Annotated in this window: 20 protein-coding genes; 12 read left to right on the top strand and 8 right to left on the bottom strand. The window is 59.9% G+C overall.

Going from position 1 to position 21,474, the window contains the following annotated elements; genetic code table 11:
- Positions 1-27: 27 nt before the first annotated feature.
- From rho to PMI30_RS07700, 3 genes are all read right to left on the bottom strand, one after another.
- On the bottom strand, positions 28-1,287 hold the full coding sequence (gene rho / locus PMI30_RS07690) for a transcription termination factor Rho (protein WP_007899384.1): 1,260 nt from the start codon (positions 1,285-1,287) through the stop codon (positions 28-30).
- 247 nt (positions 1,288-1,534) lie between these two features.
- Positions 1,535-1,864 carry a thioredoxin TrxA gene (trxA, locus tag PMI30_RS07695; protein ID WP_007899382.1) on the bottom strand — a complete coding sequence of 110 codons (330 nt, stop codon included), beginning with the start codon at positions 1,862-1,864 and terminating at the stop codon, positions 1,535-1,537.
- A gap of 122 nt (positions 1,865-1,986) precedes the next feature.
- Positions 1,987-2,694, bottom strand: a complete 708-nt coding sequence (locus tag PMI30_RS07700) for a FadR/GntR family transcriptional regulator (RefSeq protein ID WP_008012519.1) — start codon at positions 2,692-2,694, stop codon at positions 1,987-1,989.
- A gap of 257 nt (positions 2,695-2,951) precedes the next feature.
- Here PMI30_RS07700 and PMI30_RS07705 point away from each other — a divergent pair, with 257 nt between their 5' ends.
- From PMI30_RS07705 to ppx, 5 genes are all read left to right on the top strand, one after another.
- Positions 2,952-3,737, top strand: a complete 786-nt coding sequence (locus PMI30_RS07705; RefSeq protein WP_008012517.1) for a transporter substrate-binding domain-containing protein — start codon at positions 2,952-2,954, stop codon at positions 3,735-3,737.
- 19 nt (positions 3,738-3,756) lie between these two features.
- A complete protein-coding gene (locus tag PMI30_RS07710; protein WP_008012516.1) occupies positions 3,757-4,425 on the top strand; it encodes an amino acid ABC transporter permease in 669 nt (222 codons plus the stop codon).
- Positions 4,422-5,072, top strand: coding sequence for an amino acid ABC transporter permease (locus PMI30_RS07715; RefSeq protein ID WP_008012514.1), 651 nt, complete (start codon positions 4,422-4,424; stop codon positions 5,070-5,072). The genes PMI30_RS07710 and PMI30_RS07715 overlap by 4 nt, the downstream gene beginning before the upstream one ends.
- Positions 5,059-5,796, top strand: a complete 738-nt coding sequence (locus PMI30_RS07720; protein ID WP_007899373.1) for an amino acid ABC transporter ATP-binding protein — start codon at positions 5,059-5,061, stop codon at positions 5,794-5,796. Before PMI30_RS07715 ends, PMI30_RS07720 begins: the two co-directional genes overlap by 14 nt.
- A 208-nt stretch (positions 5,797-6,004) precedes the next feature.
- Positions 6,005-7,507, top strand: coding sequence for an exopolyphosphatase (ppx, locus tag PMI30_RS07725; RefSeq protein WP_008012512.1), 1,503 nt, complete (start codon positions 6,005-6,007; stop codon positions 7,505-7,507).
- A gap of 228 nt (positions 7,508-7,735) precedes the next feature.
- On the opposite strand, the gene ppk1 is transcribed toward ppx, so the two are convergent.
- Both ppk1 and hemB read right to left on the bottom strand, forming a co-directional pair.
- Positions 7,736-9,958, bottom strand: a complete 2,223-nt coding sequence (gene ppk1 / locus PMI30_RS07730) for a polyphosphate kinase 1 (protein WP_008012510.1) — start codon at positions 9,956-9,958, stop codon at positions 7,736-7,738.
- Between the two features lie 18 nt (positions 9,959-9,976).
- Positions 9,977-10,990, bottom strand: a complete 1,014-nt coding sequence (hemB, locus tag PMI30_RS07735; RefSeq protein WP_008012507.1) for a porphobilinogen synthase — start codon at positions 10,988-10,990, stop codon at positions 9,977-9,979.
- Positions 10,991-11,198: 208 nt separating this feature from the next.
- Between hemB and PMI30_RS07740 the strand changes: the two genes are divergently transcribed.
- The gene (locus PMI30_RS07740; RefSeq protein ID WP_007899360.1) at positions 11,199-11,831 is read left to right on the top strand and encodes a DedA family protein; all 633 of its coding nucleotides are present in this window, start codon (positions 11,199-11,201) and stop codon (positions 11,829-11,831) included.
- Here PMI30_RS07740 and PMI30_RS07745 read toward each other — a convergent pair.
- Positions 11,812-13,047, bottom strand: coding sequence for a sterol desaturase family protein (locus tag PMI30_RS07745; protein ID WP_008012505.1), 1,236 nt, complete (start codon positions 13,045-13,047; stop codon positions 11,812-11,814). The genes PMI30_RS07740 and PMI30_RS07745 overlap by 20 nt on opposite strands.
- A gap of 114 nt (positions 13,048-13,161) precedes the next feature.
- On the opposite strand from PMI30_RS07745, the gene elbB reads away from it, so the two are divergent.
- Positions 13,162-13,830: an isoprenoid biosynthesis glyoxalase ElbB gene (gene elbB / locus PMI30_RS07750; protein ID WP_008012504.1), complete on the top strand. Its 669-nt coding sequence runs from the start codon at positions 13,162-13,164 to the stop codon at positions 13,828-13,830.
- Positions 13,831-13,947: 117 nt separating this feature from the next.
- Here elbB and PMI30_RS07755 read toward each other — a convergent pair whose 3' ends face one another.
- A complete protein-coding gene (locus tag PMI30_RS07755) occupies positions 13,948-14,403 on the bottom strand; it encodes a YaiI/YqxD family protein (protein ID WP_008012502.1) in 456 nt (151 codons plus the stop codon).
- 134 nt (positions 14,404-14,537) lie between these two features.
- Positions 14,538-16,436 (bottom strand): FTR1 family protein, encoded by a 1,899-nt coding sequence (locus PMI30_RS07760; RefSeq protein WP_008012499.1) that lies wholly within the window; start codon positions 16,434-16,436, stop codon positions 14,538-14,540.
- Positions 16,437-16,589: 153 nt separating this feature from the next.
- Between PMI30_RS07760 and PMI30_RS07765 the strand changes: the two genes are divergently transcribed.
- From PMI30_RS07765 to PMI30_RS07785, 5 genes are all read left to right on the top strand, one after another.
- Positions 16,590-17,987, top strand: coding sequence for a COG3014 family protein (locus tag PMI30_RS07765; protein ID WP_008012496.1), 1,398 nt, complete (start codon positions 16,590-16,592; stop codon positions 17,985-17,987).
- 205 nt (positions 17,988-18,192) lie between these two features.
- On the top strand, positions 18,193-19,587 hold the full coding sequence (locus PMI30_RS07770) for a COG3014 family protein (protein WP_008012494.1): 1,395 nt from the start codon (positions 18,193-18,195) through the stop codon (positions 19,585-19,587).
- Between the two features lie 15 nt (positions 19,588-19,602).
- Positions 19,603-19,974, top strand: coding sequence for a YcfL family protein (locus tag PMI30_RS07775; protein ID WP_007899347.1), 372 nt, complete (start codon positions 19,603-19,605; stop codon positions 19,972-19,974).
- Positions 19,975-20,013: 39 nt separating this feature from the next.
- A complete protein-coding gene (gene lpoB, locus PMI30_RS07780) occupies positions 20,014-20,601 on the top strand; it encodes a penicillin-binding protein activator LpoB (RefSeq protein ID WP_008012492.1) in 588 nt (195 codons plus the stop codon).
- A gap of 3 nt (positions 20,602-20,604) precedes the next feature.
- Positions 20,605-21,348 carry a hypothetical protein gene (locus PMI30_RS07785; RefSeq protein ID WP_008012490.1) on the top strand — a complete coding sequence of 248 codons (744 nt, stop codon included), beginning with the start codon at positions 20,605-20,607 and terminating at the stop codon, positions 21,346-21,348.
- The last annotated feature ends 126 nt before the right edge of the window (positions 21,349-21,474 follow it).

The raw sequence follows: 21,474 nt of genomic DNA, 5'->3' as shown, positions 1-21,474 counted from the left end.
TGCTTCAGGACGAGACAGTACTTCGTGTTACTTACGTTTCATCGACAAGAAGAACTCGTCGTTGGTCTTGGTCTGTTTCAGCTTGTCGACCAGGAACTCGATGGCAGAGACTTCGTCCATCGGGTGCAGCAGCTTGCGCAGGATCCACATACGCTGCAGTTCGTCGTCGGCCGTCAGCAACTCTTCGCGGCGAGTACCGGAACGGTTGATGTTGATGGCCGGGAACACACGTTTTTCAGCGATCTTGCGATCCAGAGGCAGTTCCATGTTGCCGGTGCCTTTGAATTCCTCGTAGATCACTTCGTCCATCTTCGAGCCGGTTTCAACCAGCGCGGTAGCGATGATGGTCAGCGAGCCGCCTTCTTCGATGTTCCGTGCAGCGCCGAAGAAACGTTTCGGTTTCTCCAGGGCGTGGGCATCGACACCACCGGTCAGTACCTTGCCGGAGCTCGGGATCACGGTGTTGTAGGCACGCGCCAGACGGGTGATGGAGTCGAGCAGGATCACCACGTCCTTCTTGTGTTCGACCAGGCGCTTGGCCTTCTCGATCACCATTTCAGCAACCTGCACGTGGCGGGTTGGCGGCTCGTCGAACGTCGAGGCAACCACTTCGCCGCGCACGGTGCGCTGCATTTCGGTCACTTCTTCCGGGCGTTCGTCGATCAGCAATACGATCAGATGAACTTCAGGATTGTTACGTGCGATGTTCGCCGCGATGTTTTGCAGCATGATCGTTTTACCGGCTTTCGGCGGTGCAACGATCAGGCCGCGCTGGCCTTTGCCGATCGGGGCGCACAGGTCGATGACACGACCGGTCAAGTCTTCGGTGGAACCGTTGCCGGCTTCCATCTTCATGCGCACGGTCGGGAACAGCGGGGTCAGGTTCTCGAAGAGAATCTTGTTTTTCGCGTTCTCGGGACGATCGTAGTTGATCGTGTCGACCTTGAGCAGTGCGAAATAACGCTCGCCTTCCTTTGGAGGGCGGATCTTGCCAACGATGGTGTCACCGGTGCGCAAGTTGAAGCGGCGGATCTGGCTCGGCGAGACGTAGATATCGTCTGGGCCGGCGAGATAGGAAGCGTCAGCGGAGCGCAGGAAGCCGAAGCCGTCCTGGAGAATCTCCAGCACGCCATCACCGGAGATTTCCTCGCCGCTTTTAGCGTGCTTTTTGAGCAGGGAGAAAATCACGTCCTGCTTGCGCGAACGGGCCATATTTTCTATGCCCATCTGTTCGGCCAATTCGAGCAGTTCGGTAATCGGCTTTTGCTTGAGTTCAGTCAGATTCATATAGGAATGACGTAATCATTTATGGAGGGGGGAAATTAAGCTTTTGGCTTAATGAGGCCGCGCCGCAGAGAAGGCGACAGGATCGCGTACTTATTCGAAAAGGAGTGCGTCGGCGACGGCTAGCAGGGGGCAGTGGAGAAACCAGTGCGGGGCCGAATGTACCACCTGAGTTTCGGAGCGTCTAGCCCTCAATAACGAAAAGGCCCCGCATTATGCGGGGCCTTTTCATGACGCTTTATAACAACGCTTAGATGTTGGCGTCGAGGAAAGCAGCCAATTGCGACTTCGACAGCGCGCCGACCTTGGTGGCTTCGACGTTGCCGTTCTTGAACAGCATCAGCGTCGGGATACCACGTACGCCGTGCTTGGCCGGGGTTTCCTGATTTTCGTCGATGTTCAGCTTGGCAACGGTCAGCTTGCCAGCGTAGGTGCCAGCGATCTCGTCCAAAACCGGGGCGATCATTTTGCAAGGGCCGCACCACTCAGCCCAGTAGTCAACAAGCACAGGGCCAGCAGCCTTCAGTACTTCTTCTTCGAAGTTAGCGTCGGTGACGTGCTTGATAAGATCGCTGCTCATGGATGTCTCCGGGTTGTAAGCAATAAAAAACGTGGCCCATCATAGCCGCCCTTCCCGTGTTCAGGAAGCCGCAGATGATTGAGTCTCGCTATGGTGGCCCATGAGTTTGGGTATAGCTCAAGTCATGAGGTGGCGGGAGCGACGAACGCAATTCCGGTACGCAGGGCGGCGTTGCGCACATGCTCCTGCATGGCCTTCTGCGCGGCGCCAGAGGCCCGACGAGCCAGCGCACGGAGGATTTTACGGTGTTCCTGCCAGGTTTCCATCGCACGTTCGGCCCGGATGAACGGTAGTTTCTGACTCTCCAGGAAGATGTCGGCGCTGGCCGTCAGAATGCTCAGCATCGCCTGATTGCCGCTGGCCAGGAGGATGCGCCGGTGAAACTCGAAGTCCAGTCGCGCCGCGGCCTCGAAGTCGCCGGCCTTCAATTCGATGCGCATCGCGGCGACGTTATCTTCCAGTGCATCGAGCTCGTGAGTACTCAGGGTCGCCGCAGCCAGCCCGGCGGCAAAACCTTCCAGCGCATAGCGCAACTGGAAGATGTCCAGCGGCGATGCCTGGGCCGCGAACGGCCAGCCCGGCGCCGCATCGCCCCGGGGCAGATCAACCGGTGATTGCACAAACACGCCCTTGCCCGGCTGGATACTGATCACGCCCAGCGCACTCAGGGACGATAACGCCTCACGCAACGACGCCCGGCTGACCCCCAATTGCACCGCCAGGTCCCGTTGCGAGGGCAAGGCATCCCCCGCCCCGAAACCTTGCTCGGTGATCAGTTTGCGGATGGCTTGCAGCGCCACTTCGGGTACGGCGCGGGAGATCGAGTTCATGGTTTTTTCAGACGAGCCAGGCCAATGAGCGGCTAGTTGTAAAGCTATTCGCGGCGTCCGGCAAGTCGTGCCCCATGGGGGTTCGGGAATTTTCACGGGTGCGCCATCAGGGTGCGAAACGCACCCCAACTGTTCAGACCAGTAAGACCGAACGACACCAGCAAAACCGTGGCCTGTGGCCCCCAAAACCGAATCTTGGCATGGCCTGTGCTCTGTCGATCCGCAGAAATCACTTCCCGCCGATCCGGAGATTTGCCATGACCATGCGTTACAGTGCCCTCCTCGCCGCTCTGTTTGCCAGCCTGATGCTGAGCCAGGCACCCGCCCACGCCGACGGTCTGGAGGATGTGGTCAAACGCGGCACCCTCAAAGTCGCGGTGCCCCAGGACTTCCCACCATTCGGTTCGGTCGGTCCGGACATGAAACCTCGCGGCCTGGACATCGACACCGCCCAACTGCTGGCCGACCAGCTCAAGGTCAAACTCGAACTGACCCCGGTCAACAGCACCAACCGCATTCCGTTCCTGACCACCGGCAAAGTCGACCTGGTGATTTCCAGCCTCGGCAAGAACCCTGAGCGCGAGAAAGTCATCGACTTCTCCCGTGCCTACGCACCGTTCTACCTCGCCGTGTTCGGCCCGCCAGACGCCGCCATCAAGGGCCTGGACGATCTCAAGGGCAAAACCATCAGCGTCACCCGTGGCGCCATCGAAGACATCGAGCTGACCAAAGTCGCCCCCGAAGGCGCGACCATCAAACGCTTCGAAGACAACAACTCGACCATCGCCGCCTACCTCGCAGGGCAAGTCGACCTGATCGCCAGCGGTAACGTGGTGATGGTGGCAATCAGCGAGAAAAACCCGAAACGCGTGCCGGCGCTGAAAGTGAAGCTCAAGGACTCGCCGGTTTACGTTGGCGTGAACAAGAACGAGCCGGCGCTGCTGGGCAAGGTCAACGACATCCTCACCACGGCCAAGGCTGACGGTGCGCTGGAAAAGAACTCGAAAACCTGGCTGAAAGAGCCGCTGCCGGCCGATCTCTGATCGTTCGCGGAGACGACTTATGGCTTATCAGTTCGATTTCTTGCCGGTGGTGGAAAACACCGATCTGCTGCTGCGCGGTGCGCTGTTCACCCTTGAGTTGACGGCCATTGGCGCGGTGCTCGGAGTCGGTCTGGGTATCGTCGGGGCACTGGTGCGGGCGTGGAATATCCGCCCGTTCGCCGGCATTTTCGGGGTTTACGTCGAGTTGATCCGCAACACGCCATTCCTGGTGCAGTTGTTTTTCATCTTCTTCGGTTTGCCGTCGCTGGGCCTGCAGATTTCCGAATGGCAGGCGGCGGTGCTGGCGATGGTGATCAACCTTGGTGCCTATTCGACCGAGATCATCCGCGCCGGCATTCAAGCGATCCCTCGCGGACAGCTGGAAGCCGCAGCCGCCCTGGCAATGACGCGCTTCGAAGCCTTCCGCCACGTGGTTCTATTGCCGGCGCTGGGCAAGGTCTGGCCGGCCCTGAGCAGCCAGATCATCATCGTGATGCTCGGCTCGGCGGTCTGCTCGCAGATCGCCACCGAAGAGCTGAGCTTTGCCGCCAACTTCATTCAATCGCGCAACTTCCGCGCCTTTGAAACCTATGCCCTGACCACTCTGATCTACCTGTGCATGGCGCTGCTGATCCGTCAATTGCTGAACTGGATCGGCCGGCGCTACATAGCAAGGAGCAGCCAATGAGCGATTTCACCTTCTGGGACATCCTGCGCAACCTGCTCACCGGCCTGCAATGGACTCTGGCGTTGTCGCTGGTGGCGTTTATCGGCGGTGGGCTGATCGGTTTGCTGATCATGGTGATGCGGATTTCAAAAAAATCCCTGCCCAGCAACTTCGCCCGCACCTACATCGAACTGTTCCAGGGCACGCCGTTGTTGATGCAGCTGTTTCTGGTGTTCTTCGGTGTGGCGTTGGCCGGTGTGGAGATTTCGCCGTGGATGGCGGCGGCGATCGCCTTGACGCTGTTCACCAGCGCCTACCTGGCGGAGATCTGGCGCGGTTGCGTCGACTCGATCCCCAACGGCCAGTGGGAAGCCTCGTCGAGCCTGGCACTCAACCCGCTGGAGCAACTGCGTTACGTGATCCTGCCGCAAGCCCTGCGTATCGCCGTGGCGCCAACCGTGGGCTTCTCGGTGCAAGTGGTCAAAGGCACCGCCGTCACCTCGATCATCGGCTTCACCGAACTGACCAAGACTGGCGGCATGCTCGCCAACGCGACCTTCGAGCCCTTCATGGTCTACGGCTTGGTGGCGCTCGGTTACTTCCTGCTCTGCTACCCCTTGTCCCTCAGTGCGCGCTACCTGGAAAGGAGACTGCATGCCTCTGCTTAGAATTTCCGCCCTGCATAAATATTACGGCGATCACCATGTGCTCAAAGGCATCGACCTGAGTGTCGACGAAGGCCAGGTGGTGGCGATCATCGGCCGTAGCGGCTCGGGCAAATCCACCTTGCTGCGCACCCTCAACGGTCTGGAGTCGATCAATGATGGCGTGATCGAAGTCGATGGCGAATACCTCGACGCCGCCCGCGCCGACCTGCGCAGCCTGCGGCAGAAAGTCGGGATGGTGTTCCAGCAGTTCAATCTGTTCCCGCACCTGACCGTGGGCGAAAACGTCATGCTCGCGCCGCAAGTGGTGCAGAAAGTGCCGAAAGCCAAAGCCGCCGAACTGGCGCGACAGATGCTGGAACGGGTCGGGCTGGGGGAAAAGTTCGATGCCTTTCCGGATCGCCTCTCCGGCGGCCAGCAACAGCGGGTAGCGATTGCTCGCGCGTTGGCCATGTCACCGAAAGTGCTGCTGTGCGACGAGATCACCTCGGCGCTGGATCCGGAACTGGTCAACGAAGTGCTGAGCGTGGTCCGGCAACTGGCCAAGGAGGGCATGACGCTGATCATGGTCACCCATGAAATGCGCTTTGCCCGCGAGGTTGGGGACAAATTGGTGTTCATGCACCAGGGCAAGGTGCATGAGGTGGGGGATCCGAAGGTGTTGTTTGCCAATCCGCAGACGGCGGAGCTGGCTAATTTCATTGGCACTGTTGAAGCGACAGCCTGAAAGAGCCTCAGTGTCTTTAATGCCCTCATCGCTAGCAGGCTAGCTCCCACAGGGGTACGCATTCCAATGTGGGAGCTAGCCTGCTAGCGATTGACCGCGCAGCGGTCATCGACTTTTCTGCGTCGGATCAAGGCTTTCAACTCTACGCGTTGGCGGCAGCGTTTGATCGTGGCAGGATGTCGAGGTTATCGACCGAGACCCCCTGACCATGCCGCAATCCCAAGCCAAGAATCTGTCCCTGATCGCCGCAATCGACCTGGGCTCCAACAGCTTTCACATGGTCGTGGCCAAGGCCCAGAACGGCGAAATCCGGATTCTCGAACGTCTCGGGGAGAAGGTTCAGCTGGCCGCCGGCATCGACGAAGAACGTCAACTCAGCGAAGAATCCATGCAGCGCGGGCTCGATTGCCTGAAGCGTTTCGCCCAACTGATCAGCGGTATGCCGCCCGGCACCGTACGGATCGTCGGCACCAACGCCCTGCGCGAAGCCCGTAACCGCGCCGAATTCATCCGTCGCGCCGAAGACATTCTTGGCCATCCGGTAGAAGTCATCTCCGGCCGTGAAGAAGCGCGCCTGATTTACCTCGGCGTCTCCCATACCCTCGCCGACACCCCGGGCAAGCGCCTGGTGGCCGACATCGGCGGCGGCAGTACCGAGTTCATCATCGGCCAGCGCTTCGAACCGCTGCTGCGCGAGAGCCTGCAAATGGGCTGCGTCAGCTTCACCCAGCGCTATTTCAAGGATGGCAAGATCACCCCGGCCCGCTACGCCCAGGCGTACACCGCGGCGCGGCTGGAGATCATGAGCATCGAGCACGCACTGCACCGCCTGACCTGGGATGAAGCCATCGGCTCCTCGGGCACCATTCGCGCCATCGGCCTGGCGCTGAAGGCCGGCGGGCATGGCACTGGCGAAGTGAATGCCGAAGGCCTGGCCTGGCTCAAGCGCAAGCTGTTCAAACTCGGCGATGTCGAGAAAATCGATTTCGAAGGCATCAAGCCCGACCGCCGGGCGATTTTCCCCGCCGGGTTGGCGATTCTCGAAGCGATCTTCGACTCCCTCGAACTGCAACGCATGGATCACTGTGAAGGTGCCCTGCGCGAAGGCGTGCTCTATGACCTGCTGGGCCGTCATCACCACGAAGACGTCCGTGAGCGCACTCTCAGCTCGCTGATGGAGCGTTACCACGTTGATCTGGAACAAGCCGCGCGGGTCGAACGCAAGGCGCTGCATGCCTTCGATCAGGTGGCCGAGGATTGGGAACTGGATGACGGTGTCTGGCGCGAACTGCTGAGCTGGGCGGCCAAGGTCCATGAAGTGGGCCTGGACATCGCCCACTATCAGTACCACAAGCACGGCGCCTATTTGATCGAGCACTCGGACCTGGCCGGATTCTCCCGCGAAGACCAGCAAATGCTCGCACTGCTGGTGCGTGGTCACCGACGCAACATTCCCAAGGACAAGTTCGCCGACTTCGGCGACGACGGCATCAAGCTGATTCGCCTGTGCGTGCTGCTGCGCTTTGCGATTCTGTTCCATCACATCCGCGGCACCCAGGAAATGCCACAAGTGGTATTGCACGCCAATGGCGACAGCCTGGATGTGTTGTTCCCGGAACACTGGCTGGACGACAACCAGTTGACCCAAGCCGACTTCGCCCTGGAAGCGGAGTGGCTGACCCGCGTCAGCTTCGTGCTTAACGTTCGTTGAAATTGAAAAAGGCCTTCTTCGGAAGGCCTTTTTTTGTGCCCGCAATTCAGCAGACGATGCAATCCCCATGTGGGAGCGGGCTTATGTGGCGAGGGGGCTCGCCCCCGTTGGGTCGCGAAGCGGCCCCAGAATCTGCGATCGTGGTGTATCAGGTACACCGCGTGCAATGTTCTACGACTGCTACGCAGCCAACGGGGGCAAGCCCCCTCGCCACACAGGTTCTGTGCGTTAACGAACCGCCAGAATCGGGCTGCCCAAACGCTCAAGCAAGGTTGCCTGGGCACTGCGCGGGTTCTGGTTGCCGGTAGGCGTGTTGCGGATGTAGCGACCATCCGCCTGCAGGCTCCAGCTGTGGGTGTTATCGGTCAGATAAAGCTCCAGCTCTTTCTTGACCCGCAAAATCAGCTTCTTGCCCTCGACCGGGAAGCAAGTCTCGACGCGCTTGTCGAGGTTGCGCTCCATCCAGTCGGCACTGGACAGGAACATCTGCTCTTCGCCGCCGTTGAGGAAGTAGAAGACCCGGGTGTGTTCCAGGAAGCGACCGATGATCGAGCGCACGTGGATGTTGTGGGATACGCCGGCGATGCCCGGTCGCAGGCAGCACATGCCGCGCACCACCAGATCGATACGCACCCCGGACTGACTGGCCTTGTACAACGCGCGGATGACCTTCGGATCGGTCAGCGAGTTGAACTTGGCGATGATGTGTGCCGGTTTGCCGTCGAGAGCGAACTGCGTCTCCCGGGCAATCATGTCGAGCATGCCCTTCTTCAACGTGAACGGCGCGTGCAGCAGTTTCTTCATGCGCAGGGTCTTGCCCATGCCGATCAACTGGCTAAACAGTTTGCCGACGTCTTCGCACAAGGCGTCGTCGGAGGTCAGCAGACTGTAGTCGGTATACAGACGGGCGTTGGCCGCGTGGTAGTTGCCGGTACCCAAGTGGGCGTAGCGGACAATCTCGCCAGCCTCGCGGCGCAAAATCAGCATCATCTTGGCGTGGGTCTTGAAGCCGACCACGCCGTAAATCACCACCGCACCGGCGGCTTGCAGACGGCTGGCCAGTTGCAGGTTGGACTCTTCGTCGAACCGCGCACGCAATTCGATTACTGCCGTCACTTCCTTGCCGTTACGCGCAGCGTCTACCAGCGCATCGACGATCTCGGAGTTGGCGCCGCTGCGATACAACGTCTGGCGGACCGCCAATACGTGAGGATCCTTGGCCGCCTGGCGCAGCAAGTCGACCACCGGGGTGAACGACTCGAACGGGTGCAGCAGCAGGATGTCCTGCTTGCTGATCACGCTGAAAATGTTCTCGCTGTTTTGCAGCAGTTTCGGGATCTGCGGGGTGAACGGGGTGTATTGCAGCTCCGGGTGACTGTCCAGGCCGGTGATGCTGAACAGCCGGGTCAAGTTGACCGGACCGTTGACCTGATACAGCTCGGTCTCGTGCAGGTTGAACTGCTTGAGCAGGTAATCGGACAGGTGTTTCGGGCAAGTGTCGGCCACTTCCAGCCGCACCGCATCACCGTAACGACGGGAGAACAACTCGCCGCGCAGGGCGCGGGCCAGGTCTTCGACGTCTTCGGTATCGACCGCGAGGTCGGCGTTTCGGGTCAGGCGGAACTGGTAGCAACCCTTGACCTTCATGCCCTGGAACAGGTCATCGGCGTGGGCGTGGATCATCGACGACAGGAACACGTAGTTGTCGCCGGGGCCACCGACTTCTTCCGGAACCTTGATGATTCGCGGCAGCAGACGCGGTGCCGGGATAATCGCCAGACCGGAGTCGCGACCGAAGGCGTCGATCCCTTCGAGCTCGACGATGAAGTTCAGACTCTTGTTCACCAGCAACGGAAACGGGTGCGTCGGGTCGAGGCCGATCGGGGTGATGATCGGCGCAATCTCGTCGCGGAAATAACGACGAACCCAGGTCTTGAGCTTGGTGGTCCAGTAGCGGCGACGGATGAAGCGGACCTGATGTTTTTCCAGTTCCGGCAACAGAATGTCGTTGAGGATCGCGTATTGGCGATCGACGTGGCCGTGCACCAGTTCGCTGATGCGGGCCAGGGCCTGGTGCGGTTGCAGGCCATCGGCGCCAGCCTGTTCACGGGCGAAGGTGATCTGCTTCTTCAGGCCGGCCACGCGAATCTCGAAGAACTCGTCCAGGTTGCTGGAGAAAATCAGCAGAAACTTCAGCCGCTCCAGCAATGGGTAGGACTCATCCAGCGCCTGTTCCAGCACGCGGATGTTGAACTGCAGTTGCGAGAGCTCACGATGGATGTACAAGCTGCTGTCATCCAGGCCGGGAATGGCAATCGCTGGCGCCGCAACAACGGGCTCGGCCACCACCGCGGGTGGAGCAGGCTCCAGCTCCGGCGGGGTTTCGGCGATTTGCTCCACCACAGGTTGAGCGTCTTTTACGGCAACTTCAGTGAGTCCTTCGGTATTCATCGAATGTTCCTGGGAGGGCTATTTTTGCTCTCGTAACAATTGAGCAGCACGGACGGCAAAGTAAGTCAGGATGCCATCAGCGCCTGCACGTTTAAAAGCGGTCAGGGATTCGAGGATAACCCCTTCGCTCAACCAGCCATTCTGGATCGCCGCCATGTGCATGGCGTATTCGCCGCTGACCTGATAGACAAAGGTCGGCACTTTGAATTCTTCTTTGACCCGGTAAAGGATGTCCAGATACGGCATGCCTGGCTTGACCATGACCATGTCCGCGCCTTCTGACAAGTCCGCCGCCACTTCGTGCAGGGCTTCATTGCTATTGGCCGGGTCCATCTGATAGGAGGCCTTGTTGGCCTTGCCCAGGTTCAGCGCCGAACCCACCGCATCGCGGAACGGGCCGTAATAGGCGCTGGCGTATTTGGCCGAGTAAGCCATGATCCGCACGTTGACGTGATCGGCCAGCTCCAGCGCCTCACGGATCGCCTGAATGCGGCCGTCCATCATATCCGACGGGGCCACCACTTGAGCGCCGGCTTCGGCGTGGGACAAGGCCTGTTTAACCAGTGCGTCGACGGTAATGTCGTTCTGCACGTAGCCTTCTTCGTCGAGAATGCCGTCCTGACCGTGGGTGGTAAACGGGTCCAGGGCAACGTCAGTGATCACACCCAGCTCAGGGAACCGGTCACGCAGGGCTCGGGTGGCGCGCTGGGCGATGCCGTTGGGGTTCCACGCTTCAGCGGCGTCCAGGGATTTGAGCTCGGGTGGCGTCACCGGGAACAATGCCAGTGCCGGAATCCCCAACTCGACCCACTTGGCCGCTTCTTCCAGCAACAGGTCGATGGTCAGGCGTTCGACGCCGGGCATCGAGACCACCGCTTCGCGACGGTTTTCACCGTCCAGCACGAACACCGGCAAGATCAGGTCGTCGACGGTCAACACGTTTTCACGGACCAGTCGACGCGAGAAATCATCACGACGGTTGCGACGCAGGCGGGTTGCAGGAAACAAACGGTTGGCGGGGGTAAAGCTCACGGCAGACTCCTGAGCCCGCGCTGGCGGGCGAGCGTGACAGTTATAAGCGGCCATTATGACGAACGAATGACAGTTGTGCTTAGCCCTGTGACAGGTAGCCGCATTCCATTGTCCTTGTAGGAAATGTTCACGTCGAGACACATTTGGACACTTTCATGAATGTGCACGAAGGGTTAGGCTGCGCGTTCATTTCGCCAGCACCCAGACAATGCTCCAACAATTTCTGCATGACTTCGGCTACTTTGCCCTTTTCCTCGGGACGTTTTTCGAAGGCGAAACCATTCTGGTGCTCGCAGGCTTCCTCGCGTTCCGCGGATACATGGACATCAATCTGGTGGTGGTCGTGGCGTTCTTCGGCAGTTATGCCGGCGATCAGCTGTGGTACTTCCTGGGGCGCAAGCACGGGCGCAAATTGCTGGCCCGCAAACCGCGCTGGCAACTGATGGGTGATCGGGCGCTGGAACATATCCGCAAGCACCCGGACATCTGGGTGCTGAGCTTCCGCTTTGTCTACGGGTTGCGCACCGTTATGCCGGTGGCGATCGGTCTGTCGGGCTATCCGCCGGGACGTTACCTGCTGCTCAACGGGATTGGCGCAGCGATCTGGGCCACTGCGCTGGCCGCAGCCTCTTATCACTTCGGCGCGGTACTCGAAGGCATGCTTGGCAGTATCAAGAAGTACGAGCTGTGGGTGCTGGGCGCCCTGCTGGTACTGGGCTTTGGCCTGTGGCTGCGGCGGCGCTTCAAGAATGCCCGTCTGGCGAAGAAGATCTATGCCGACGAGCAAGCGTTGAAAGCCGAACAGGCCAAGTCCAGCGAACCTACGACGCCCATCGAGTGAAGCGGTTTCTACAACAGTAGAGACCGATTCCGCTGAGCAGGCTGTAACTGAGCAGCCCTACCCAGCCCACCGCGCTGCCCGGCCATAGCCCGACCATCGGCGCCAACCACACCAGCGGCAGGTTCGACGCCAGCCGCAACAGCTCCAGCTTCAATGCCTGCGGGCGATTTTCCAGGGCCACGCCCAACACAAACAGCCCTAGTGCCACGGCACCCCAGCCCAACACCAGGGCCGAAGTCGGCAGGCTCTGTTCCAGATTCATCAAGTAGCTGCCCAAGGCGATGTAGACGCAAAATTGCAGCGCCACATACCACTGCTGGCGCCCGTCCAGCGGCACCTCGAATTTGCGGAACTGGCTCAGGTCCGGTTTGTTCATCGGGTATTTGGCCGCCACATCCGCCGGCCGCCAACCGGTGCGCATGAACCAGATCCGCAACTTGTCCCACCAGCGTTCGGCGCGCCGTGCGTCATCCCACAGCTGCGCATAGAACTGCACGTTCGCCCACAACGGATTCCAGCTCGCCAGCGGTGTGGTCACGCCGAAAATCACCGGTTCGTTGTCGTCCTCTTCCTGGAACGAGCCGAACAGACGGTCCCAAATAATGAACACCCCACCGTAGTTGCGATCCATGTAAAGAGCGTTCTGTGCATGGTGAGCCCGATGATTGGACGGCGTGACGAAGAACCATTCGAACCAGCCGAGCTTGGGAATGTGCCGGGTATGCACCCAGAATTGGTACAGCAGATTCAGCGCCGCAACGCTGACGAACACCACGAGTGGAACACCGAGCACGGCCATGGGCAGGTAGAAAATCCAGCTCAACAGAAACCCGGTGCTGGTCTGGCGCAAGGCCGTGGAGAGGTTGTAGTCCTCGCTCTGGTGATGCACCGAGTGGGCCGCCCAGAGGATGTTGCGCTCGTGGCCCATGCGGTGCAGCCAGTAGTAGCAGAAGTCGTAGAAGACGAAAGCAAACACCCAGACCCAGACGCTGTCGGCCGAGAGCTCGATCACGGCCAGGTGCTTCAGGGCGAAGGCATAAGTCACCAGGCCGACGCCTTTGGTCAACAGGCCCGTGGTGGTCGACAGCACGCCGGTGCTGACGCTGTTGATCGCGTCTGCCACGCGGTAATTGCTCACTCCGCGCCAACGGTCGGCCAGCAACTCGACCGCAATCAGCACAAAGAAAAACGGCACCGCATACAGAATGAAGTCCATGACGCGCCCTGATCAGAATCGTTCAGCAGAGATTAGGTGTAGCCGCGAATTAACCCTATGGCAACGAATGACAAATTAGTGGACATTTAACGCCATGAATCTGGAGAAAAGCCCATGAGCAAAAAAATTGCAGTGATCCTTTCCGGCTGCGGCGTGTACGACGGTGCCGAGATCCACGAAAGCGTGATCACCCTGCTGCGGCTGGACCAGCGCGGTGCCCAGGTGCAATGTTTCGCACCCGATATCGCGCAGTTGCATGTGATCAACCACCTGACCGGCGAAGAAATGCCCGAGGCGCGCAACGTGCTGGTGGAATCGGCGCGGATCGCCCGGGGCAACATCAAGGATATCCGTGAAGCCAGCGTCGAAGACTTCGATGCGCTGATCGTTCCTGGCGGATTCGGGTCGGCCAAGAACCTGTCGAACTTTGCCGTCGAAGGTGCCGGTTGCAGCGTTCAACCTGACGTCCTGGCGCTGACCGAAGCGTTCGCCGAGGCCGGCAAACCGGTAGGGCTGATCTGCATCTCGCCGGCCCTGGCGGCCAAGATCTACGGCCCGGGTGTGACCTGCACCATCGGCAACGATGCCGATACCGCCGCCGCGATGAACAAGATGGGCGCCACCCATGCCGAGTGCGCGGTGACCGACATCGTCGAAGACAAGGCGCGCAAGCTGGTGAGCACTCCGGCGTACATGCTGGCGCAATCGATCAGCGAGGCTGCGTCCGGCATCAATAAACTGGTCGACCGCGTGTTGGAACTGACCCACGAGAACGACGAGTAACACGGTTTAAATGTGGGAGCGGGCTTGCTCGCGAAGAGGTCATAACATTCAACTTTGATGTCGACTGTCAAACCGCCTTCGCGAGCAAGCCCGCTCCCACAGGGTTCAATGCATGGCTCAAGACTTGCGCGATAACCGCGTGAGTATCCGGTCCAGCGCATTGGCGAACGCCTGCTTCTCGCGGTCGCCGAACGGCGCCGGTCCGCCGCTCATCTGGCCCTGCTCACGCAGATCGGTGAACAGGTTACGCACCGCCAGTCGATCGCCCATGTTCTGCGCATCGAACTCCTTGCCCCGTGGATCCAGCGCCGCGACGCCCTTCTTCACCAGCCGATCCGCCAGCGGTACATCGCTGCAAATCACCAGTTCACCTGGCACCGCGTGTTCCACCAGGTAATCGTCGGCGGCATCCGGGCCGCTGGGCACCACGATCAGCTTCACCAGGGCGAGGCCCGGTTTAATCTGCGGCTGACCGGCCACCAGCACCACTTCGAACTGGCGCTTGAGGGCGAACTTCACCACCAGATCCTTAGCCGCCCGAGGGCAGGCGTCGGCATCGATCCACACGCGCATATTATTTTCCTCGTCTAAAAAGCTTCGCGGGCAAGCCTCGCTCCTACGGATTTATATCGTTCGCGGAATATGCGCACGACACGGACCTGTGTAGGAGCGAGGCTTGCCCGCGAATATGAGCGCAGCGAATGCTTTTAAGAAACCGACACCCGCCGCTTCTCGGCCATCCGGCTACGGCTGTACAACACGATGATCGCAATGATCGCCACGGCCTGAGCACTCAGCGAATAGGCATCAGCGTGGATCCCCAGCCAGTCGAAGTCAAAGAACGGCACCGGCCGCGTGCCGAAGATCCCGGCTTCCTGCAACGCCTTCACGCCATGGCCGGCAAACACCACCGACAACGCGCAGAGCAGCCCGGCATTGATGCTGAAGAACAACGCCAGCGGCAGTTTCGCTGAGCCACGCAGAATCACCCAGGCCAGACCGATCAGCATTACCAGCGCCGTCGCGCCGCCCGCCAGTACCGCGTTATGCCCTGCTGGCCCTGCCTGCAACCACAGGGTTTCGTAAAACAGGATCACTTCGAACAGTTCGCGATACACCGAGAAGAACGCCAGGATCGCAAACCCGAAACGCCCGCCGCCGCTCACCAGGCTGCTCTTGATGTAATCCTGCCAGGCCGCTGCGTGGCGACGGTCATGCATCCACACGCCGAGCCAGAGCACCATGACACTGGCAAACAACGCCGTCGCGCCTTCCAGCAGTTCTCGCTGGGCACCGCTGACGTCGATCACATACGCCGCCACCGCCCAGGTCGCCAGCCCGGCCAGCAGCGCCAGGCCCCAACCGATGTTGACGCTGCGCACCGCCGATTGCTGACCGGTATTGCGCAGGAATGCGAGGATCGCCGCGAGCACCAGAATCGCTTCCAGACCCTCGCGCAACAAAATCAACAGGCCGGAAATGTAACTCAGCGACCAGCTCAAGCCATCACTGCCGAGCAGGCCAGCGGACTCTTTCAATTTGGCCTTGGCCGCCTCCAGACGCTGCTCGGCCTGGGCCACCGGCAAACCGTCCTGCAACGACTGACGGTAAGCCATCAGGGACTTCTCGGTGTCTTTGCGCACGTTGGCGTCGACGTTGTCCAGAGAACTTTCGACCAGTTCGAAGCCTTCCAGATACGCCGCCACCGACAGGTCGTAGGCCTGATCGTGATCGCCAGCGCGGTAGGCGGCGATGCTCTTGTCCAAGGTGGCCGCCGTGTAATCCAGCAACTGCCCCGGGCCACGCTTGACCTGCGGCGGTTGCGCCCGTTGCGCGCGGAAGGTCGCGGCTGCTTGAGGACCCTCGGCGGCCTGCACTTCGGCTGGCGTCTGACGTGCCAGGTCGGCAATGTTGTAGGTTTTCTCGGATTTTGCCGCGGCCGGATCGGCGCTGAAGCTGGCGATGTAGGTTGCCAGATCCCAACGTTGACGATCATCCAGTTGATCGGCGAAGGCCGGCATGTCGGTGCCTTCAACGCCCATGCCCAACGTGTTGTAAATCGCATAGAGGCTCAGACGGTCCAGTCGCACGGCATCGCGCAGATTGGCTGGCGGTGGCGTCATGCCAACACCCGCCGGGCCGTCACCGGCGCCCGCATCGCCATGGCACACCGAGCATTGCTGGGCATACAGCGGCGCGCCGCGGGTCGGGTCCGGGGTGATGACCGGGGCTTGGCTGACCTCATAGGTCACCGCCAGTTTTGCCCCCAGCTGCCGCGCCTGACGGGCGACGTCTGCGCCCTCTTTGCGAGCGGCGATTGCAGCGCCAAGGCTGCCGACGCCCTGCTCCAGCTCTGCGCGTTCGGGTTTGGCCGGCAAATCGGCGATCAAACCTTGCAGCACCTTGAGGAATTCCTTCTGCTCGCGGTATTCAGACTCATCGATGACCTTGCCCGCCTCGACCGTCGCCGGGTAATCGGCGCCAATGTAATCGAGCAAATGCAAGGCCTTGGGCGCACCTTCCGCGGTTTCGGCCAGCGCATTGAAGCTGCAGAACGCGATCACCGGCAGCACGAGCCACGCCAGAAAACGAGAGGAGGCAATCATGAATAAATCTCAAATGGAAATACGAAGTAACACATTGTTCACTCCCAATGAGTTTCGCTCAAGCTTTGTTGGTATTTCCTGCGTAGCTGCGTATAAATTCAGCGGCCAATTGATATCTCCTCGCGTTATCCGATCAGGGAAGAATCATCGTCCATGCGCTCCTGCCTCTTTTTCTCGCTGCTGTTGAGCCTCGCCCTGCAACTGAGTGGATGTGCCGCGTACCGAAATTATGATCAGGAGATGCAACAGACCAACGATCAACTATTGGTGGGTAACCTCCAGGGTGCGCTGGATCTGGTCGAGTCGCACAATCCCTGGGAAGACAAGGATCTGCTTTATTACTTCGAGAAAGGCGCCATCCTTAGCGTCGCCAGTGCGCTGCCGCAGAGCCAGAAAGCCTGGCGCAGCGCCGACCAGATGGTGTTCCAGCGCGAAGAAGCGGCGCCCTCCGGCGCAATGAAACTGCTCACACGGTTTGGCAATGAAATGGGCACCATGCTGGTCAATGACAAACTGCGTCGTTACGAAGGTTACGACTACGAAAAAGTCATGTTGACCACGCAAATGGCCCTCAACCAATTGGCTGCGAATGACTTCGACGGCGCCCGCGCCGACATCAAGAAAACCCACGAACGCGAAGCGCTGATTGCCCGCCAGCGCGAGCGGCAGTACGAAGAGTTCGAGGAGCAGGCCAAGGCCCAGGGCATTTCGGTGCGCTACAAGGATCTGCAGGGCTACCCGGTGACTACCCTCGATGCGCCAGCCGTCATCGAACTGAAGAACGGCTATCAGAGCGCCTTCAGTCATTACCTGGCTGGCTTCACCTACGAAGCCCTCGGCGAACGCGATCTCGCCGCGCCGGGCTATCGCCAGGCAATTGAATTGCGCCCGAACCTGCCGTTTCTCGAGCAGGCGCTACGCAATCTCGACAAGCCGCCGGCAAAAGCCGATGAAAGTGATGTGTTAATCATCGTCCAAAGCGGCCTGGCGCCGGCACGCAGCTCGGTGCGCGTGCCGATTCCGGTACGGCTCAACGAAAACCTGGTGATCGTTGCCCCGATTTCTTTCCCGGTGATGATCCCGGACAACATCACGCCAGCGTTCGACCACATCATCGTCGATGGCCGCAAACGGCCGCTGACCGCACTCAACAGCGTCACCGACATGGCCTTGCGCACCTTGCGTGATGACATGCCCGCCATCATCTCGCGGGCCATGTTCCGCGCCAACATGGCGGCTATCGGCCAGGCCCAGGAAAATGAACGCAACCCGGCCAAGGCGTCGCTGGTGGTCACCCGCGAAGACCCATTCGAGGAGGCCGATACCCGCACATGGCGCACCCTGCCGGACAAAACCCTGGTCGCGCGTCTGCGGCTGAAAAAAGGTGAACACCTGTTCAACGCGCCGAACGCGCCCGGCACCGCGCCGATTACCCTGCGCATCGACCGCGACTTTCAAGTCATCAACCTGCGCACAATAAACACCGTGGCATTCGTCGTCGGAACGACTTACGTGCTCACCTCGCCAGCGCCGGTATCAGGCCGGAAATAAGTAGTGGCACGTTGTGAAAAGATGTAATTGAAAAGCCATTACATGGCCAGCATCCCTGTTTATAATGCCGCGCCGTCGTTATTGCGATACGGCATTTAAGCTCCTCTTTTTATGAGGAATTGGCAGGACGCCAGTCTCCCTGCCGATAGGTCCCAACAGCCCGACCCGCACGCGGCTGCTTATATTCAGGGAAGACGTACCCCTTATGGCATTCCGCGCCCCTACTTTGATCGCGCTCAGCGCTGTCACTCTGCTTTCCGGCTGCTCGGCCTTTCGTAACTACGATTCGGAACTTGCACAAACCAACCAGCAACTGGCTTCCGGCAACGTCGACGGCGCCTTGACCCTGCTGGAAAAGAACAACACCGGCAAAGACAAAGACCTGCTCTATTACTTCGAGAAGGGCGAACTGCTGCGCGCCAAGGGCGACTTGTCCGGCAGCCAGAACGCCTGGACCAGCGCCGATCAGGTGGTGGGCAAGTGGGAAGACGCGGTCAAGCTCGACACCGACAAGTACCTGGCTCAGTTCGGCAGCTTCCTGGTGAACGACAAGGTTCGTCGCTACGAAGGCTATGACTACGAAAAAGTCATGCTGACCACGCAGATGGCCCTCAACCTGTTGGCGGTGAACGACTTCGACGGCGCGCGTACCGCGATCAAGAAGACTCACGAACGTGAAGCGGTGATCGCCGACCTGCGCGACAAGGAATACCTCAAGAGCGAAGAGCAGGCCGAGAAAGAAGGCGTCAAAACCCAGTACAAGGATCTTCAGGGTTATCCAGTAGCCAGCCTCGACGCGCCGGAAGTGGTCAGCCTGAAAAACAGCTACCAGAGTGCGTTCAGCCATTATCTGGCCGGCTTCGTCTACGAAGCCCTGGGCGAGAAAGATCTGGCGGCGCCGGGTTATCGCAAGGCCGCCGAACTGCGCCCGAACACGCCGCTGCTGGAACAGGCACTGGTGAACCTCGACAAACCGACCAAGAACGATGACAGCGACATCCTGATCGTCGTGCAAAGCGGTCTGGCGCCGTCCCGCGACTCGATCCGCATTCCGCTGCCATTGCCGATCAGCAACAACGTGGTGATCACGCCGCTGTCGTTCCCGATCATCAAGCCTGATACCTCAACCGCCACCTTTGCCCAGATTGGCGTGGACGGTCAGCAGCTGAACCTGACCCAACTCAACAGCACCACTGCCATGTCCCGTCGCGCGCTGCGTGATGACATGCCGGGCATCATCCTGCGCACCACCGTGCGGGCGATCACTCGTGGTGTGGCACAGAAGCAGATCAACGAAACCAACCCGCTGGCGGGTCTTGCAGTCGGCATCACTTCAGCCGTGCTCGAAGGTGCCGATACTCGTACATGGCGCACGCTGCCGGACAACACTCAGGTGGTGCGTCTGCGCTTGAAGAAAGGCGAGCACCACGTCACGCTGCCAAGCGCCGTGGGCGGCTCGGTGGTCAAGATCACCGTCGATCAGCGCTTTCAGGTCATCACCCTGCGCGCCGTAGGCAACCAGGTATTCGCCAACGGCCTGGCCGCACACGTGATCCCGAGCGCCAACCCGACCGCCGTGGCCAGCCTCAAACAACCTTAAGAACGGAGTCTTTGCATGCGTTTCAAATTCATCGCTGTCGTCGCCCTGGCCTTGCTGGCCGGCTGCGCCACCCCGCCGCCACCGGAGCCAGGCAGCGCCGCCAGCAAGGTCGTGGCCATGGGCAAGCTCAAGAACATCGTGGTCGGCGCCATGCGCGTGGCCCGGGAAAACGGCTTCATGACGGTCAATGCGCAGCTGAGCAACACCAGCTACAACAACAAGACCTTCTACTACCGTTTTGCCTGGCTCGGCCCTGAAGGTTTCCCGGTTGCCGAAGAAGAAACCTGGAAAAGCCAGATGATGTACGGCGAGCAGACCAGTTTCATTCAGGCGATTGCGCCAACCGCCAAAGCCGTGGATTTCCGTCTCGAAATCAAAACGCCTTAAGCCCGACACCCTATTCGTTCAGTTTTAGAGAGCATTCCCATGTTTGCACGCTTTTCGTTCATCGCCGTCATCGCCCTCCTGGCCAGCGGTTGCGCCAACACTTCGCCAACGCTGGGCAGCAAAAACATCAGCTACGGTGACACCAAGGCCGTGGAAACCGTGACCAACGAGTTCGGTTCCACCGACCTGCAGATGATCGCCGAATCCATGACCCGCTCCCTGGCCCAGTCCGGCATCCTGCAAGGCCGTCCGGTGGTTCAGGTCTACGACGTGAAGAACAAGACCAGCGAGTACATCGATACCCGCGAAATCACCACCAGCATCAAGACCCAGCTGATGAAGACCGGCGTCGCCCGCTTCGCCAGCGACAACACCGCCATGCAAAGCCAGGTTGACCAGCTCAAGCTGCAAAACCAGAGCGGCTTGTACAAGAAAAGCACTGTCGCCAAGACTGGCAACATGATCGCCGCCAAGTATCGCATCGAAGGCTCGATCAGCTCGATCGTCAAGCGCAGCAGCGACTACAAGGACGTCTTCTACAAATTCAGCCTGCAGTTGATCGACGTTGAAAGCGGTCTGGCCGAGTGGATGGACGAAAAAGAGATCCGCAAAACCACGGAGCGTTAATTGATGCGCGCATGGATTGGCATGATGGCCCTGGCTTGCGCGTTCAGCGTGCAAGCGGCCCCGAAAGTCGCAGTAGCGGACCTGGCGTATCAGGAACGGGTGGAACAATACGTCCACACTGTTTCGGCCCAGAGCAACCACAGCCAGAGCTATTACGGCGCCAGTGGTTCGTCCAGTTACGAAGAGTACGAAGCAACCAGCAGCTACATCGAGCAAGGTGAACTGCGAAAATTCACCGGCGACATCAAGGGCGAGATTCTGCGCACCGGCATGTTCCAGCTGGTGCAGGGCACGCCCTACACTGCTTCGTCCAAGGGTGACGTCTACGACGTGATCAAGCGCATCAAGGCCGGTAGCTTCAAGGGTGCCGACTACGTGCTGTTCGGCACCGTGTCAGACATCGACTTCACCCGCGACATGAACGAGCTGGCCAACACCGACAGCTATTCGGCGGTGCTGGGGCTGACGCTGGTGGCAGACTTCAGCCTGATCAACACCAAGACCTTTGAGATCACCTCGGCCTTCACGGCAATGGGCGAAGGTCAGGACACCAAACTGGTGAATGGCCGGGATATCAAGATTTCGCTGAACCGCCCACGGGTGGTACGTGATGTGTCCAAGGCGCTGGGTGAAGATGTGGCTGCGCAGCTGAGCCAACAGCTCGGCGGCGGTGGCTACGAGCAGCCGGGGCAAGCGCCGGTGCGCAATAACCTGCCTCGGGATACGGCGCCGGTGATTCTGCACTGATATTCAGGTCAGCCGCCCTGTGGCGAGGGGGCTTGCCCCCGTTCGGCTGCGAAGCAGTCGTAATTCGGCTGATGCGAACTTCTTGGCGAATCAGGGTAGATGGTCTTAGGGCCATCCCTTTCAAGG

This window comes from Pseudomonas sp. GM50, from assembly GCF_000282375.1.
In the GTDB taxonomy this organism is placed as follows: domain Bacteria; phylum Pseudomonadota; class Gammaproteobacteria; order Pseudomonadales; family Pseudomonadaceae; genus Aquipseudomonas.
This window is presented reverse-complemented; position numbering and strand designations above follow the sequence as displayed.

Coding starts and splice junctions, on each gene's coding strand:
- PMI30_RS07705 (WP_008012517.1), top strand. CDS start 2,952: ATGACCATGCGTTACAGTGCCCTCCTCGCCGCTCTGTTTGCCAGCCTG.
- PMI30_RS07760 (WP_008012499.1), bottom strand. CDS start 16,436: ATGATTGCCTCCTCTCGTTTTCTGGCGTGGCTCGTGCTGCCGGTGATC.
- rho (WP_007899384.1), bottom strand. CDS start 1,287: ATGAATCTGACTGAACTCAAGCAAAAGCCGATTACCGAACTGCTCGAA.
- ppk1 (WP_008012510.1), bottom strand. CDS start 9,958: ATGAATACCGAAGGACTCACTGAAGTTGCCGTAAAAGACGCTCAACCT.
- lpoB (WP_008012492.1), top strand. CDS start 20,014: ATGTTTGCACGCTTTTCGTTCATCGCCGTCATCGCCCTCCTGGCCAGC.
- PMI30_RS07740 (WP_007899360.1), top strand. CDS start 11,199: ATGCTCCAACAATTTCTGCATGACTTCGGCTACTTTGCCCTTTTCCTC.
- PMI30_RS07755 (WP_008012502.1), bottom strand. CDS start 14,403: ATGCGCGTGTGGATCGATGCCGACGCCTGCCCTCGGGCGGCTAAGGAT.
- PMI30_RS07770 (WP_008012494.1), top strand. CDS start 18,193: ATGGCATTCCGCGCCCCTACTTTGATCGCGCTCAGCGCTGTCACTCTG.
- PMI30_RS07720 (WP_007899373.1), top strand. CDS start 5,059: ATGCCTCTGCTTAGAATTTCCGCCCTGCATAAATATTACGGCGATCAC.
- trxA (WP_007899382.1), bottom strand. CDS start 1,864: ATGAGCAGCGATCTTATCAAGCACGTCACCGACGCTAACTTCGAAGAA.
- elbB (WP_008012504.1), top strand. CDS start 13,162: ATGAGCAAAAAAATTGCAGTGATCCTTTCCGGCTGCGGCGTGTACGAC.
- ppx (WP_008012512.1), top strand. CDS start 6,005: ATGCCGCAATCCCAAGCCAAGAATCTGTCCCTGATCGCCGCAATCGAC.
- PMI30_RS07715 (WP_008012514.1), top strand. CDS start 4,422: ATGAGCGATTTCACCTTCTGGGACATCCTGCGCAACCTGCTCACCGGC.
- PMI30_RS07785 (WP_008012490.1), top strand. CDS start 20,605: ATGCGCGCATGGATTGGCATGATGGCCCTGGCTTGCGCGTTCAGCGTG.
- PMI30_RS07765 (WP_008012496.1), top strand. CDS start 16,590: ATGCGCTCCTGCCTCTTTTTCTCGCTGCTGTTGAGCCTCGCCCTGCAA.
- PMI30_RS07775 (WP_007899347.1), top strand. CDS start 19,603: ATGCGTTTCAAATTCATCGCTGTCGTCGCCCTGGCCTTGCTGGCCGGC.
- PMI30_RS07710 (WP_008012516.1), top strand. CDS start 3,757: ATGGCTTATCAGTTCGATTTCTTGCCGGTGGTGGAAAACACCGATCTG.
- PMI30_RS07745 (WP_008012505.1), bottom strand. CDS start 13,047: ATGGACTTCATTCTGTATGCGGTGCCGTTTTTCTTTGTGCTGATTGCG.
- PMI30_RS07700 (WP_008012519.1), bottom strand. CDS start 2,694: ATGAACTCGATCTCCCGCGCCGTACCCGAAGTGGCGCTGCAAGCCATC.